This window comes from Burkholderia sp. Z1, from assembly GCF_014893795.1.
GTDB lineage: Bacteria > Pseudomonadota > Gammaproteobacteria > Burkholderiales > Burkholderiaceae > Burkholderia > Burkholderia theae.
In genome coordinates this window covers 1,642,178-1,656,808 of record NZ_JACFYL010000001.1, presented here as the reverse complement: position 1 = coordinate 1,656,808, position 14,631 = coordinate 1,642,178, and the positions used below count along the sequence as shown (strand labels likewise).

The window sequence follows — 14,631 nt, the reverse complement described above, 5'->3', positions numbered from 1 at the left end:
GCTTCAGGCCGCCGTCGTCGCATGCAGCGTCAGGAAACGCTTGAGGATGCCGGACGAATAGCTGCTCGCGATCGCCGACAGGAAGTGCGAGAACGACTGCGTCGCGTGATCGTCGGCCGTATCGGAGATCGTGCGCACGAGCGCGAACGGCACGTCGTGTTCCGCGCACACCTGCGCGATCGCCGCCCCTTCCATTTCGACCGCGAGCGCGTCCGGCAGCGCATCGCGCAGCGCGACGACCTCGCTTTCGCTCGACACGAACCGGTCGCCGCTGATGATGAGCCCGGCGTGCAGCTGCGCGCCGGCCAGCCCAAAGCGCTCGGCGAACTGTGCACCCTCTTCCGCGACGAACAGCGTGCACGCGGCCCTGAGACGGGCCGTCAGTTCCGCATCGGTCGCGAAACGCGTGATGCCGAGCAGCGGCACCTCGTAGCGCGGAAAGAGCGGCGATGCGTCGAGGTCATGCTGCAACAGCGTGTCGGCCACGACGACGTCGCCGACGCGCACCGTGCGCGACACGCCGCCCGCGACGCCGGTGAACACGACCCCCGCGACGCCGAACACGTGGATCAGCGCGCTGACCGTCGCGGCGGCCGCGACCTTGCCGACCCGCGCGAGCGTGACGACGCAGGCCGCGCCGTGCACGGTACCGACGTGATAGTCGCGGCGGCCGAGCGTGACCGTCTTCATCGCGCCGTCGGCGCGCATCGCGGCGATCAGGTCGCCGAGTTCCTCGGGCAGCGCGGCCAGAATGCCGAGCGGGCGAGCCGCCGGCGTCACATCCGTGTCGATACCCATCATTCCACCGCCTGCAGTTTCGCGACCGCGAGCGCGAGCCACTTCTCGCCGTGCCGCTTGAACTTCACCTGTGCCTTCGCATCGGTGCCGTTGCCTTCGAGCGCGGTCACCGTGCCTTCGCCGAACTTGGTATGGAACACCTGCTGACCGACCCGGAAGCCGGTGTCGGCCGCGCGCTGCTTGTTCGCGAACGCGGGCAGCGGCGCGGTCACGGCCGCGTCGACGATCTGCTCGCGGCTGCCGCCGCCCGGCCGCGCGAACCAATCGCGCCCGTATCCCGCGTTGTCCGAACGCCCGCCCCAGCGCGAACCGGCCTCGACCTTCGGCGTCAGCCACTTCAGCACGTGCTCGGGCAGTTCGTCGAAGAAGCGCGAGCGCACGTTGTAACGCGTCTGGCCGTGCAGCATCCGGCTTTGCGCGAACGACAGGTAGAGCCGCTCCTTCGCGCGCGTGATCGCGACATACATCAGCCGGCGCTCTTCCTCGAGGCCGTCCGATTCGAGCACGCTGTTCTCGTGCGGGAACAGCCCTTCCTCGAGGCCCGTGATGAACACGGCCGAGAATTCCAGCCCCTTCGCCGCGTGCACCGTCATCAGCTGCACGGCGTCCTGCCCGGCCTGCGCCTGGTTGTCGCCGGCCTCCAGCGACGCATGCGACAGGAAGCCCGCGAGCGGCGTCATCGTGTCGGGGTTCTGCGCCGGGTCGCCGAGCGACGCCGGGTCGAGCACGTCGACCGCCGGATCATCCGTCGCCGTGCCGAGCTCGGGCGCCGCGATCGCGCCCGCGCGCAGCGGGATCGAACGGGCCGGCGTATCGAGCCCGTAACCTTCCTCGGCGACGAACGCGGTGGCCGCGTTCACGAGTTCCTGCAAGTTCTCGAGGCGGTCCTGCCCTTCGCGCTCGCCCTGGTAGAAATCGGAAAGGCCGCTCGCGCGCACCACGTACTCGACGGTCTCCGGCAGGTTCATCTGCTGCGTGTCGGCGCGCATCTTCGCGACCAGGTTCGCGAACCCGCCGAGGCTCGTGCCGGCCTTGCCGGTCACGTACGGAATCGCGGCGGCCATCGAGCAGCCGTACAGGCGCGCGGCGTCGGCCAGTTGTTCGATCGAGCGCGCACCGATCCCGCGGGTCGGGAAGTTCACGACCCGCACGAACGCCGTGTCGTCGTTCGGGTTGTCGATCAGGCGCAGGTACGCGAGCGCGTGCTTCACTTCCTGACGCTCGAAGAAGCGCAGGCCGCCGTACACGCGGTACGGGATGCCCGACGACATCAGCGTATGCTCGATCGAACGCGACTGCGCGTTGCTGCGGTACAGGACGGCCACTTCGCTGCGGGCCATCCCGGTGTTGATCAGCGAGCGGATCTCCTCGACGATCCAGCCGGCCTCCTGCGAATCGGTGCTGGCCTCGTACACGCGCACGGGCTCGCCGTGGCCCGCGTCGGTGCGCAGGTTCTTGCCGAGGCGGTGCGCGTTGTTCGAGATCAGCTGGTTCGCCGCGTCGAGGATGTTGCCGTGCGACCGGTAGTTCTGCTCGAGCTTGATCAGGTTGCGCACGCGGAATTCATCTTCGAAGTCGCGCATGTTGCCGACGTTCGCGCCGCGGAACGCGTAGATCGACTGATCGTCGTCGCCGACCGCGAAGATCGCGTTCTGGCCGCCCGCGAGCATCTTGAGCCACGCGTACTGCAGCTTGTTGGTGTCCTGGAACTCGTCGACGAGGATGTGCTTGAAGCGTGCCTGGTAGTGCGCGCGCAGCGGCGCGTTGTACGCGAGCAGCTCGTAGCAGCGCAGCAGCAGCTCGGGGAAATCGACGACACCCTCGCGCTGGCACTGCTGGTCGTACGCCTGGTACAGCTCGACGAACTTGCGGTTGAAGCTGTCGGTCGCGTCGACCTTGTCGGGACGCAGCCCCTGCTCCTTCGCGTTGTTGATGAAGTACTGGACGTTCTTCGGCGGGTACTTCTCGTCGTCGACGTTCGCCGCCTTCATCAGCCGCTTGATCGCGGACAGCTGGTCGGCAGTGTCGAGGATCTGGAACGTCTGCGGCAGCCCGGCGTCGCGCCAGTGCGTGCGCAGCATCCGGTTGCAGAGGCCGTGGAACGTGCCGATCCACATGCCGCGCGTGTCGATCGGCATCATTGCCGACAGGCGCGCCATCATCTCGCGCGCGGCCTTGTTCGTGAAGGTGACGGCGAGCACGGTGGGTGGCGACGCATAGCCCTGCTGGATCAGCCACGCGATGCGCGTGATCAGCACGCGGGTCTTGCCGCTGCCCGCCCCTGCGAGGATCAGCGCCGGTTCGTTCGGCAACGTGACGGCGGCGTGTTGTTCGGGGTTCAGATTGGCGAGCAGATCGGGCATGGAGCGGCAGCGGGCGGGCGAGAAAAATGCGGACCCGACATTATAAGTCGGCCGCGCGCCGCCGTTCCCGATCCGTTCGATCGCGTGCCGCGAGCGTGTTGCGGCCGCCTCGCGACGGGCCCGCGCGGGCAAGGCGATGGCTGGCCGATGGGCATCCCTTTATAATTGTCAGATTCGGCATCCAATTCACGCATATTTCGGCAGATTTCCAACATGAGCGACAACACGCTTGCGAAGAGTTTCGAACCCCACACCATCGAAGCCCAATGGGGGCCGGAGTGGGAAAAACGCGGTTATGCCGCCCCGGCGTTCGACCCGGCGCGCCCCGATTTCGCGATCCAGTTGCCGCCGCCGAACGTGACGGGCACGCTGCACATGGGCCACGCGTTCAACCAGACGATCATGGACGGCCTCGCCCGCTACCACCGGATGCTCGGCGAGAACACGCTGTGGGTGCCCGGCACCGACCACGCGGGGATCGCCACGCAGATCGTCGTCGAGCGCCAGCTCGACGCGCAGGGCGTGTCGCGCCACGACCTCGGCCGCGAGAAGTTCGTCGAGCGCGTGTGGGAATGGAAGCAGCAGTCCGGTTCGACGATCACCGGCCAGGTGCGCCGCCTAGGCGCGTCGACCGACTGGTCGCGCGAATACTTCACGATGGACGACAAGATGTCGGCCGCCGTGCGCGACGTGTTCGTCACGCTCCATGAACAGGGCCTGATCTATCGCGGCAAGCGCCTCGTCAACTGGGATCCGGTGCTGCTGACCGCCGTGTCGGATCTCGAAGTCGTCAGCGAAGAAGAAAACGGCCACCTGTGGCACATCCGCTACCCGCTCGTCGATGGCTCCGGCTCGCTGACCGTCGCGACGACGCGTCCCGAGACGATGCTCGGCGACGTCGCGCTGATGGTCCACCCGGAAGACGAGCGCTACGCGCACCTGATCGGCAAGCTCGTCACGCTGCCGCTGACGGGCCGCGAAATCCCGGTGATCGCCGACGACTACGTCGACCGCGAGTTCGGCACGGGTGTCGTGAAGGTCACGCCCGCGCACGATTTCAACGACTACCAGGTCGGCCTGCGCCACAACCTCACACCGATCGAGATCCTGACGCTCGACGCGAAGATCAACGACAACGGCCCCGAGCAGTATCGCGGCCTCGACCGCTTCGACGCGCGCAAGGCGATCGTCGCCGACCTCGACGCGCTGGGCTTCCTCGACTCCGTGAAGCCGCACAAGCTGATGGTGCCGCGCGGCGACCGCACGGGTGTCGTGATCGAGCCGATCCTGACCGACCAGTGGTTCGTCGCGATGACGAAACCGGCGCCGGAAGGCACGTTCCACCCGGGCAAGTCGATCACCGAGGTATCGCTCGACGTCGTTCGTGACGGCCAGATCAAGTTCGTCCCGGAAAACTGGACGACCACCTACTACCAGTGGCTCGAGAACATCCAGGACTGGTGCATCTCGCGCCAGCTGTGGTGGGGCCACCAGATCCCCGCGTGGTACGGCGAGAACGGCGAGGTGTTCGTCGCGCGCAGCGAGGAAGACGCACGCGCGAAGGCCGCCGCGCAGGGCTACACGGGCACGCTGACGCGTGACGAAGACGTGCTCGACACGTGGTTCTCGTCGGCGCTCGTGCCGTTCTCGTCGCTCGGCTGGCCGAACGAAACGCCTGAACTGCAGCACTTCCTGCCGTCGTCGGTGCTCGTCACGGGCTTCGACATCATCTTCTTCTGGGTCGCCCGGATGGTGATGATGACCACGCACTTCACGGGCAAGGTGCCGTTCCACACCGTCTACATGCACGGTCTCGTGCGCGACGCGGAAGGCCAGAAGATGTCGAAGAGCAAGGGCAACACGCTCGACCCGCTCGACATCGTCGACGGCATCGACCTCGAAACGCTGGTCGCAAAACGCACGACGGGCCTGATGAACCCGAAGCAGGCCGCGACGATCGAGAAGAAGACGCGCAAGGAATTCCCGGACGGCATCCCCGCGTTCGGCACCGACGCGCTGCGCTTCACGATGGCGTCGATGGCGACGCTCGGCCGCAACGTGAACTTCGACCTCGCGCGCTGCGAAGGCTATCGCAACTTCTGCAACAAGCTGTGGAACGCCACGCGCTTCGTGCTGATGAACTGCGAAGGCCACGACTGCGGCAGCGACAAGCCGGAAGTCTGCGGCGCGGGCGACTGCGGCCCGGGCGGCTACCTCGACTTCTCGGCGGCCGACCGCTGGATCGTGTCGCTGCTGCAGCGCACCGAGGCCGATATCGCGAAGGGCTTCGCCGATTACCGCTTCGACAACGTCGCGACCAGCATCTACAAGTTCGTGTGGGACGAGTACTGCGACTGGTATCTCGAACTCGCGAAGGTGCAGATCCAGAACGGCACGCCGGAACAGCAGCGCGCCACGCGCCGCACGCTGCTGCGCGTGCTCGAAACGGTGCTGCGCCTCGCGCACCCGGTCATCCCGTTCATCACCGAGGCGCTCTGGCAGAAGGTCGCGCCGCTCGCGGGCCGCTATCCGCAAGGCAAGGCCGAAGGCGAGGCGTCGCTGATGACGCAGGCGTATCCGGTCGCCAACCTGCAGAAGATCGACGAGGCGTCCGAGCAGTGGGCGGCCGACCTGAAGGCGATCGTCGACGCATGCCGCAACCTGCGCGGCGAGATGAACCTGTCGCCGGCGACGAAGGTGCCGCTGCTCGCGGCCGGCGATGCCGAGCGCCTGCGCTCGTTCGCGCCGTACGTTCAGGCCCTCGCGCGCTTGTCGGAAGTGCAGATCCTCGCGGACGAGGCAACGCTCGACAAGGAAGCGCACGGCGCGCCGATCGCGATCGTCGGCCCGAACAAGCTGGTGCTGAAGGTGGAAATCGACGTCGCGGCCGAACGCGAGCGCCTGTCGAAGGAAATCGCGCGCCTGACGGGCGAGATCACGAAGTGCAACGCGAAGCTCGGCAACGAGGCATTCGTCGCGAAAGCGCCGCCGGCCGTGGTCGAGCAGGAGCAGAAACGCGTCGCGGAATTCCAGAGCACGCTCGAAAAACTGCGTGCGCAGCTCGATCGGTTGCCTGCGTAACAATCGGTAAGGCCGTTTGCGTTCACTATAATGGGGACGTGAACATACATCGTCTGACAAGTCGATTACAGGAATAAAGGTTCGATCATGTTGAAAGTCACCAAGGCGGTATTTCCCGTTGCCGGTCTCGGCACGCGGTTCCTCCCGGCAACGAAGGCGAGCCCGAAGGAAATGCTGCCGGTCGTCGACAAGCCGCTGATCCAGTACGCGGTCGAGGAAGCGATCGCCGCCGGCATCACCGAGATGATCTTCGTCACCGGGCGCAGCAAGCGCGCGATCGAGGATCACTTCGACAAGTCGTACGAGGTCGAGGCGGAACTCGAGGCACGCGGCAAGGAAAAGCTGCTCGAGCTCGTGCGCAGCATCAAGCCGAGCCATGTCGACTGCTTCTACGTGCGCCAGCCGGAAGCGCTCGGCCTCGGCCATGCGGTGCTGTGCGCGGAGAAGCTCGTCGCCGACAACCCGTTCGCGGTGATCCTCGCCGACGACCTGCTCGACGGCAACCCGCCCGTGATGAAACAGATGGTCGATGTGTTCGACCACTATCACAGCTCGGTGATCGGCGTCGAAGAGATCCCGCCGTCGGAGACGAAGTCGTACGGGATCGTCGACGGCAAGGAATGGGAAGAGTCGATCGTGAAGATGTCGGCGATCGTCGAGAAGCCGGCACCGGAAGTCGCGCCGTCGAACCTCGGCGTGGTCGGTCGTTACATCCTGAAGCCGCGGATCTTCGAACACCTGCGCGCGCTGAAGCCCGGCGCGGGCGGCGAGCTGCAGCTCACCGACGCGATCCAGGCATTGCTCACCGACGAACAGGTGCTGGCCTACAAGTATCAGGGCACGCGCTACGACTGCGGCAGCAAGCTCGGCTACCTGAAGGCGACAGTCGAATTCGCGCTGCGCCACCCGGAAGTCAGTGCGGAATTCGAAGCCTACCTGCGCACGCGCGGCGGCGCGCATCCGGCCGCCTGAACGCGGCAAGGGCTCGCCCCGGCGGGCCCGCCCTCACCTTACCGGCCGCCGCTTCAGCGCGCTTCGGCCGGCTTCACCGAGACGACGCCCGGCATTGCGCCCGCGTCGTCTTTTTTCGTCTTGACGAGCCAGCCGCCGCCGGTGCCGTACGGCACCTTCGCGAGCGCGCTCTTCACGAGTGCCGGCGCGGCCTGCTGCGTGCCGGGATCGCGATCGCGCAGCGCGGCCGACACGCGGTAGACGTCGGCACCCGATTTCGCATCGACGAAACGCAGCGTCAGCACGTGGCGATACACGGTGCCCATGAACGGCAGCGCGAACGGCGCCGGCCCGTCGACCGTCACGCACGCGCTGCTCGCGGCGCCGCACCGGTCGGCGCTCGCCGCGACCGAGGCCGGCTGCGTGGCGTACGCGATCGACAGCCGGTAGCGCGCGGCCGCGAGCGGCTGCGCATCGAAGCCGCGGCGCGCGAGTTCGTCGCGCACGAGCGTCTCGATCTGCCGGTATTCGGCATCATTGGCCTGCGCGGCCGTCCGGACGAAATCGTAACCGTGCGCGCCGGATGCAAACGCATTCGGCTGCCCGACCGCACTCACGCCGCTCGTCACGCCGGCGCAACCCGCCAACAGCGACGCCGCAAGCGCGGCCGCTGCCCATTGCTTTCTCATGACTTTCCCCAAATGCCTGCCGTCGCGCCCGGCCCTGTCAGGCGGACGGCTCGTCGATCGAGGGCAGCGACACCGTCACCGCGGTGCCGACCCCCACTTCGCTGTCGACCGTCACGCTGCCCCCATGGCGCGTGACAACCGTCTTCACGAATGCCATGCCGAGCCCGGAACCCGAAATCTCGGGCCGCTCGCCGGCGTGGAATCGCTTGAAACGTTCGAACAGATGCCGCTGATCTTCCGGCGCAATGCCGTACCCCTGATCGCGAATCGTACAGAACATCCGCTTCGACGCGTGCTCGACCGTCAGCGTACACGTGATCACGGTGTCGGACGGACTGTATTTGACCGCGTTGTTCATCAGGTTCACAAACGCGCGCGTGATCAGCGAGCGATCCGCGCGCACCCAGCACATGTCGGCGCCGACCTCGGTGTCGATGCGGATGTGCTTCGCCTGCGCCTGCGGCCACACCTCGTCGCTCGCATCGATCAGCACGTCGACGAGGCTCGTCACTTCGAACTGGTACGCCTGCGACTCCGCGCGCGCCAACTGCACGAACTCGTCGGCGAGCGACAGCGCGCGGTGCGCATAGCGCTCGATCCGCGCGAGCAGCCCGCGCGTCGCGTCGGTCTCGACGCGGTCGCGCTCGATCTCGACGAGCGCGAGGATCGAAGCCTGCGGCGAGCGCATGTCGTGCGACAGCAGGTGCAGCGCTTCCTCGCGATGCCGCTCGGCCGCGTGCAGCTCGGTCACGTCGACGAGGCCGGCAATCCAGCCCGTCACGCGGCCCTGCGCGTTGGTACAAGCCGCGTAGCGTAACAGATGGTCGAGGCCGTCGCGATCGCGCACTTCGATGCCGCGCGCCATCGCGTCGTGCTCGGCCTCGAGCGTCGGGTCGAGCGCGGCCGGCCAGTGCTCGCGGATCGTCGCATCGTGCTCGGCGTTGCCGTCAACGGTCTTCATGAACGTCAGCTCGCCGAGCGCGGTGCGCAGCGGCCGCCCTTCCGGCAACGGCAGCGCGAGCCGCGATCCGTAGCGCTTCGCCGCATGGTTCGCGATCAGCACCGTGCCGGCCAGGTCGGTCACGAAGATCGGTTCCGGCATGCTGTCGAGGCTGTCCCACACGAAGCGCTTCATGTCCTGCACGCGCTGCGCGGCTTGCGCCATCAGCGCCATCTGCCGCTCGAGCACGTCGCCGCCGACGCTGCGCGTGCGCGGCGCCTCGGGCAGCAGGTGCGGCTCGTCGGCGAGCCGCTGCAGCTCGCGACGCAGGTACGACATCGTCATTTCCAGGCGCCGCCAGTTCCAGATCGGGTAGACGCCGATCAGCCCGAAGATCGCGGGCGCCGGCGACAGCCAGATGCGCGCCTCGAACAGCAGCGCCGTGCTCGCGACGACGGCGAGCGCGGCGAGGCTCAGCGTCAGCAGCAGCGCGCGCCACGGCGACAGCATCAGGAAGCCGCCCAGCAGCGCGGCGAGCGGCAGTAGCGACGCGGCGAACAGCCCGAAGCGCGACGCGGGCGAGATCGCGCTGCCGGTCGCCAGCATGTCGAGCACGTTGGCATGGATATACACGCCGGCGAGCGGGCCGAAGTCGCCGGACACGGGCGTCGCGAAGCGGTCGTACAGCCCCGACGCCGTCACGCCGACGACGACGATCTTGCCGCGCAGCGCGTCGGTCTTCACGCGCCCTTCGAGCACGTCGTCGAACGACAGCGTCGGATAGGCGGGCGTGTTGCGGCTGAACGGGATCAGGTAGCGGCCCTCGCCGGCCGCGTCGCGCGACAGGTCGTGCGCACCCGCACCCGGCGCGCCGCCGGCCGGATGCAGTCGGCCGCCCTGGATCGCGCGGTAGACGGGTACCATCAGCTGCGGCCAGCGCACGCGGCCGTCGCTTTCGAACAGCGCGACGCTGCGCACGATGCCGTCGCGATCGACTTCGAGGTTGATGTGGCCGAGCCCCATCGCGCGCGCGGCGAGCGCGGCCACCGGCGGATCGACGGTGCGCGTGCCGTCCGCCTGCTCGGGGCTCAGCAGCACGGGCAGGAAGGTCGGCACGTGGGTCATCGCGTCCGCGAACGCGCGATCCTGCGGCGACGGTTCGGTAAACAGCACGTCGTAGACGACGGCGGCCGGCTGCGCGCGGGCCAGCGTGTCGAGCAGCCGCGCATGCACGTCGCGCGACCACGGCCAGCGGCCGAGCGCCGATACGCTCTGGTTGTCGATGTCGACGACGACCACGTCGGGCGACAGCGGCAGGCTGCGCAGCATCAGCAGCCGGTCGTAGATCAGCCCGTCGACGCTCGACGACAGGCGGCCGAGCGCACACGCGAGAATCACCGCGATCCCGAGGCAGCCGATCGCGATCCATTCGATCAGGAAGCGGCGGCCGAGATGCCGCCGCGGGGAAACGGAGTCGGGTTTCATGCGCCGCGGATCAGCGCGACAGCGTGAACGCGCTGACCGGACTGGTCTTCTCGTAGAACTTGCCGCCTTCGTATTCCTCGACGGTCACGGCCCAGTAGTAGTCGCCGGGCGGCAGGTGCGCGATCGTGATCTTGCGCGCCTGCAGGCCGACCTCGTCGACGACCGGCGCGCTCAGGTCCTTCGAACGCGACAGCACGAACCGGTAGCGCGCATCCTTGCCCGAACCGTTCGGCGACCAGCGGAATTCGTAGCCGCTCGCGCCGGGCGACGCACTGGCGTCGAGCCCCATCAGGCGCCGCTCGAACGCATAGATGCGCGGCACGCCTTCGAGACCGTTCTCGTCGATCGCGGCCACCCGCACGAAATACGTGCCGTTCGGCACGTCGCGGAACACCGCGCGCGACGAGACGGTGCGCGCTTCGCGGAACGGGTCGAGCATCCCCGCGTCGTGCGCGATCTGCAGGTGGTACGCATGCGCCTGTGCGAGCGGCGCGACGTCGAACGCGACGTCGGGCTCGTCCTGCACCTTGTCGGGATGCGCGAGCGCCGGTGCGGCCAGCAGTTCGACGGGCGCACCGACCGCGCCGGACGACGTCGCGACGCTGCCGAAGTTCGCATGCACGAGCGTCGGGTCGGCCGCCTGCCGGTGACCCGCGACGCCGACGGTGCCGTCGAGTACTTCAACGCGCGTCGACGCATTGCCGGCCGCGTCGTAGTTCACGCGAAAACGCGTGCCGCGCACGCCGGCGACGACCGACGGCGAACGGATCTGGAAGCGGTCGTCGCGTTTCTTCAGATGGGTGACTTCGCTTTCGACCGAGCCGCGCGTGAGTTCGAACTCGCGATCGAGCGTGCCGGTCAGCACGGTGCGGCGCAGCGACTTCAGGTCGAGCTGGCTGTCGGGCGGCAGGCTCATGTGCGTGCCGTCGGTCAGCTCGAGCGTGACGAAACCGTTCGGGCCCGTGCGCACGCGGTCGCCCTCGGCGAGCGTCGCATCGTTCGCGAGCGGCGCGTAAGCGCCGCCGGACGCGCGTTCGGCCGTGCCCTGCACCGCGACGACGCGCGCGGTCAGCTTTTCCTTGCGCAGCCGCGCGACCGGCAGCTTCAGCGCGACGCCGGGCTGCAGGTGCTTCGGCGCGGGCACGCCGTTGATCCGCTGGAGCAGTTGCCAGTCGTCCGCGCCCTGCAGGTAGCGCGCGGCGACGTCGTACAGCGTGTCGCCCGCCTGCGTGCGGTAGACCACCATCTTGCCGGCGTCGGCAGGCGGTTGCGCAGCCGCATGTTGCGCGGCAAACGCGAACGCGACCGCGCAGGCCGTACGCAACGCCACCGTGCGCAGGTTCGCCGTGCGCTGCGTGACGCCCGCGATCACTCCGGTTCTCCCTGGCCGACCCGCTCGAGCCGGTAGCCGTAACCGTAGATCGGCGCGAGGCGATAGCCGTTTTCGGGTCGCAGGCCGAGCTTGGTGCGCAGCATCGAGATGTGCGTATCCATCGTGCGCGACGGGATGTCGGTCGCCTGCTTCCACACGAGATCGAGAATGTGTGCGCGCGACAGCGGCCGGTCGAGATGCTGGAACAGCAGCAGCGCGAGTTCGAATTCCTTCTGCGTGAGGCTCACTGCCTTGTCGCCGACGTACGCCTGCTTCAGGTTCACGTCGAAACGGAACTGGTCGAACTCGCGAACGGTCGCCTCGGCATTGACCGGATACGCGCGGCGCAGCAGCGAGCCGATGCGCGCGCGCAGGATCGGGCCCGAGACGGGCTTGACCACGTAATCGTCGGCGCCGGCGTTGAGGATCTGCGTGATCCCCGCCTCGTCGTCGCGACTTGTCATGAAGATGATCGGCAGGCTGTGCTCGGTCTGATTGGCGCGCACCCACTTCAGCACTTCCTCGCCTGACATGTCGGGCACGTTCCAGTCGAGCACCAGCAGATCGAACGTCTCGCGCTGCAGACGCTTCTTCAGGGCCTTGCCTTCCTTGAACGCATAGCACGTATGGCCAACGGCCGTCAGCGTTTGACTGACGAAATCCGTCTGGGCCGGATCGTCATCCAGTACAGCAATTCTCATAGCACCCCGCAAATCAAAAGCGATTCGTCCAGTTCAGCTCCCCGCGCCCACCCCGCCGCGCAGCACGTGCGCGGATTCCGGATACCGGCCGGTGAGCCGTCGTTCGCCGCTCGCGCCACCTGCGCAAACCGGCGACCCCGGCTAAATATCTCAAAAACGGGGCACGGACGAACCGGCGATTTCATCATAGTAGTATGAAATTCGCCAAGAAATTGCGCGGACTACCGTCCTTTTTCGAATAATCCTTCCTGTCGTTCAATCGGACGCCTAGTCGGCGCCCGCGATGCCGGCTACCGGCTCGGCGAAATCGTCGGCCGTCACCCGGTGCGACAGCGGTTCCGGCGGCGCCGGTTGCGCGAGCATCCGCTGCAACTGGCCGCGCACGCGTTCCCACGCGCTGGCCGCGTAGTCGGGCTGGCCCGCCGCCCATGCCTGCGCCAGATCGAACACGCGTTCGATCGTCGCACCGCAGTAGGTCGGGCCCGAGCCGTCTTCCTGCGCGGCATCGCGCAGCCGTTCGTCGAGCCACTCGGCCAGCCACGGCATCTCGGCCGCGGCCGAATCCGCGTAGGCCTCCAGCGCGGCACGCGCGTGGCGATCCTGTTGCGGATCGAGCTCGATACGGCTCAGCTCCGACGCGCGCACAGGCGCGATGCATCCCGCTTCGGATGGACTTCGAATGGTCCCTGGTCTGAAGGACATGTCCTCTCCCCGTTTGTACGACGGTAGCGTCAGGCATGGCCCCCGTGCCCGCCCTGTGACGTACCGTGGCCGGCGCCTCCGCTGCGAGCGGATGACCGGCCGCGTCAGTATACGCAGCAGGCAACGAAGCGAGGTTTAAGAATTGTCAGAGGCGCGGCCGGTCAACGCCGGGCGCGGCGGACACGTGATGCGGGCCGTCAGCGGCGGCGCATCAGGAACACGAAGGTCTTGTCCTGCGTCGTCGATTCGACGATCTCGTTGCCCGTCTGCTTCGCGAACGCGGCGAAATCGCGCTGCGAGCCCGGATCGGTCGCGAGCACCTTGAGGATCTGCCCGCTTTCCATATCGGCAAGCGCTTTCTTGGCACGCAGGATCGGCAACGGGCAATTAAGCCCGCGCGCGTCCACTTCCTTGTGAATCTGCATCGGCTGTCGACCTTCGAATGACGCGCCACACGCGGCGCGGGAGGAAGCAGCGATTTTACCGCAGCGCCGCCTCGGCCGCCCGGGCGGCCCGCGGCCCGGCGCCCGCGGGCACCGCCGTCACGTGCCGGAAAAGCCGCCCGCGAGCCGTTCGCGCAGGTGCCGCACGAGCGCGCGCACCGCGCTCGGCACGACCGGGCTGTATGGACGGATCGCGAAAATGTGGTCGCCGAACGCGCCCGACGGCCGCCAGCCGTCGAGCAGCGCGACGAGCCGGCCGGCGTCGAGATCGCGCCGCGCGCTGAAATCCGGCAGCAGCGCGATGCCGAGACCGCCGAGCGCGGCCTCGCGCATCGCCTCGCTGTTGTTCGCCGCGAAACTGCCGCGCACCGGCACGCTCACGCGCTGGCGCCGCCGGCCGTCCGGCTCGAAGCTCCATGCGGCCGGCTCGTTGTCGCGGAGGTAGCACAGGCAGCTGTGATCGACGAGTTCGCTCGGGTGCCGCGGCGCGCCGCGCACGTCGAGGTAGTCGCGGCTCGCGACGAGCAGCGAGCGCGTGTCGCACAGCTTCCACGCGACATGGGTCTGCGGCGCGGTGGTGGTATGGCGGATCGCGAGGTCGAAACCCTCCTGCGTCAGCGAATGCAGCCGGTCCGACAGGTCGAGCTCGATGTGCACGCCGGGATGCTGCCGCAGGAAATCGGGCAAGTGCGGCACGACCTGCTGGCGCCCGAGCGCGACCGGCGCCGTCACGCGCAGCAGGCCGCGCGGCTCCCCCGCCAGATCCTTCACGCGCGCGAAATGCTGCCCGATCGACTCGAACGCATCGCGCGTGCTGTCGACGAGCGTCTGGCCCGCATCGGTGAGCCGCACGCTGCGCGTCGTGCGGCGCACGAGCGGCACGCCGGCCGCCTTTTCGAGATCGGCGATGCGCTGGCTCATCGCGGCCTTGCTGATGCCGAGCCGCTGCGCGGCGGCCGTGAAACTGCCGGCCGCGGCCAGTACCGTCAGCGAATGGATATGCGGCCAGAGCGCCTGGACATTTTGCTGATTCATCCATCGATTATTCAGAATTCTGAACAGTGAATCAAGTTGCGCGGTCTTCTCCCGCCCCGCCGGTTTCCCTA

11 protein-coding genes are annotated in these 14,631 nt (G+C 67.8%); 2 read left to right on the top strand and 9 right to left on the bottom strand.

From position 1 onward, the window contains the following. Positions 1 to 3: 3 nt before the first annotated feature. Together H3H55_RS07645 and H3H55_RS07640 are read right to left on the bottom strand one after the other, a co-directional pair. The gene (locus H3H55_RS07645; RefSeq protein ID WP_193098200.1) at positions 4 to 801 is read right to left on the bottom strand and encodes a 5'-methylthioadenosine/adenosylhomocysteine nucleosidase; all 798 of its coding nucleotides are present in this window, start codon (positions 799 to 801) and stop codon (positions 4 to 6) included. Further along, positions 798 to 3,161 carry a UvrD-helicase domain-containing protein gene (locus H3H55_RS07640; protein WP_193098199.1) on the bottom strand — a complete coding sequence of 788 codons (2,364 nt, stop codon included), beginning with the start codon at positions 3,159 to 3,161 and terminating at the stop codon, positions 798 to 800. Before H3H55_RS07640 ends, H3H55_RS07645 begins: the two co-directional genes overlap by 4 nt. A gap of 213 nt (positions 3,162 to 3,374) precedes the next feature. Between H3H55_RS07640 and H3H55_RS07635 the strand changes: the two genes are divergently transcribed. After that, positions 3,375 to 6,242: a valine--tRNA ligase gene (locus H3H55_RS07635; RefSeq protein ID WP_193098198.1), complete on the top strand. Its 2,868-nt coding sequence runs from the start codon at positions 3,375 to 3,377 to the stop codon at positions 6,240 to 6,242. Positions 6,243 to 6,329: 87 nt separating this feature from the next. Beyond that, positions 6,330 to 7,214 (top strand): UTP--glucose-1-phosphate uridylyltransferase GalU, encoded by an 885-nt coding sequence (galU, locus tag H3H55_RS07630; RefSeq protein WP_129514362.1) that lies wholly within the window; start codon positions 6,330 to 6,332, stop codon positions 7,212 to 7,214. 53 nt (positions 7,215 to 7,267) lie between these two features. Here galU and H3H55_RS07625 read toward each other — a convergent pair whose 3' ends face one another. The 7 genes from H3H55_RS07625 to H3H55_RS07595 all read right to left on the bottom strand — a co-directional run bounded on the left by H3H55_RS07625 (position 7,268) and on the right by H3H55_RS07595 (position 14,560). Further along, on the bottom strand, positions 7,268 to 7,882 hold the full coding sequence (locus H3H55_RS07625; protein ID WP_129514361.1) for a DUF4136 domain-containing protein: 615 nt from the start codon (positions 7,880 to 7,882) through the stop codon (positions 7,268 to 7,270). Positions 7,883 to 7,919: 37 nt separating this feature from the next. Beyond that, positions 7,920 to 10,307, bottom strand: a complete 2,388-nt coding sequence (locus H3H55_RS07620) for a CHASE2 domain-containing protein (RefSeq protein WP_193098197.1) — start codon at positions 10,305 to 10,307, stop codon at positions 7,920 to 7,922. Between the two features lie 10 nt (positions 10,308 to 10,317). Beyond that, a complete protein-coding gene (locus H3H55_RS07615; protein WP_193098196.1) occupies positions 10,318 to 11,679 on the bottom strand; it encodes a FecR domain-containing protein in 1,362 nt (453 codons plus the stop codon). Further along, entirely contained in the window at positions 11,676 to 12,380 is a 705-nt protein-coding gene (locus H3H55_RS07610) for a response regulator transcription factor (RefSeq protein ID WP_006490421.1), read from the bottom strand. The genes H3H55_RS07615 and H3H55_RS07610 overlap by 4 nt, the downstream gene beginning before the upstream one ends. A 267-nt stretch (positions 12,381 to 12,647) precedes the next feature. Continuing rightward, positions 12,648 to 13,082 (bottom strand): peptidase, encoded by a 435-nt coding sequence (locus H3H55_RS07605; protein ID WP_129514358.1) that lies wholly within the window; start codon positions 13,080 to 13,082, stop codon positions 12,648 to 12,650. Between the two features lie 197 nt (positions 13,083 to 13,279). After that, on the bottom strand, positions 13,280 to 13,507 hold the full coding sequence (locus tag H3H55_RS07600; RefSeq protein ID WP_006402122.1) for a sulfurtransferase TusA family protein: 228 nt from the start codon (positions 13,505 to 13,507) through the stop codon (positions 13,280 to 13,282). A 117-nt stretch (positions 13,508 to 13,624) separates the two neighbouring features. Next, on the bottom strand, positions 13,625 to 14,560 hold the full coding sequence (locus tag H3H55_RS07595; RefSeq protein ID WP_193098195.1) for a LysR family transcriptional regulator: 936 nt from the start codon (positions 14,558 to 14,560) through the stop codon (positions 13,625 to 13,627). Between the last annotated feature and the right edge of the window lie 71 nt (positions 14,561 to 14,631).

What these genes read in the sequence shown, in the direction of transcription:
- H3H55_RS07645 (WP_193098200.1), bottom strand. Translation starts at nt 801, where the DNA reads ATGATGGGTATCGACACGGATGTGACGCCGGCGGCTCGCCCGCTCGGC.
- H3H55_RS07640 (WP_193098199.1), bottom strand. Translation starts at nt 3,161, where the DNA reads ATGCCCGATCTGCTCGCCAATCTGAACCCCGAACAACACGCCGCCGTC.
- H3H55_RS07635 (WP_193098198.1), top strand. Translation starts at nt 3,375, where the DNA reads ATGAGCGACAACACGCTTGCGAAGAGTTTCGAACCCCACACCATCGAA.
- galU (WP_129514362.1), top strand. Translation starts at nt 6,330, where the DNA reads ATGTTGAAAGTCACCAAGGCGGTATTTCCCGTTGCCGGTCTCGGCACG.
- H3H55_RS07625 (WP_129514361.1), bottom strand. Translation starts at nt 7,882, where the DNA reads ATGAGAAAGCAATGGGCAGCGGCCGCGCTTGCGGCGTCGCTGTTGGCG.
- H3H55_RS07620 (WP_193098197.1), bottom strand. Translation starts at nt 10,307, where the DNA reads ATGAAACCCGACTCCGTTTCCCCGCGGCGGCATCTCGGCCGCCGCTTC.
- H3H55_RS07610 (WP_006490421.1), bottom strand. Translation starts at nt 12,380, where the DNA reads ATGAGAATTGCTGTACTGGATGACGATCCGGCCCAGACGGATTTCGTC.
- H3H55_RS07605 (WP_129514358.1), bottom strand. Translation starts at nt 13,082, where the DNA reads ATGTCCTTCAGACCAGGGACCATTCGAAGTCCATCCGAAGCGGGATGC.
- H3H55_RS07600 (WP_006402122.1), bottom strand. Translation starts at nt 13,507, where the DNA reads ATGCAGATTCACAAGGAAGTGGACGCGCGCGGGCTTAATTGCCCGTTG.
- H3H55_RS07595 (WP_193098195.1), bottom strand. Translation starts at nt 14,560, where the DNA reads ATGAATCAGCAAAATGTCCAGGCGCTCTGGCCGCATATCCATTCGCTG.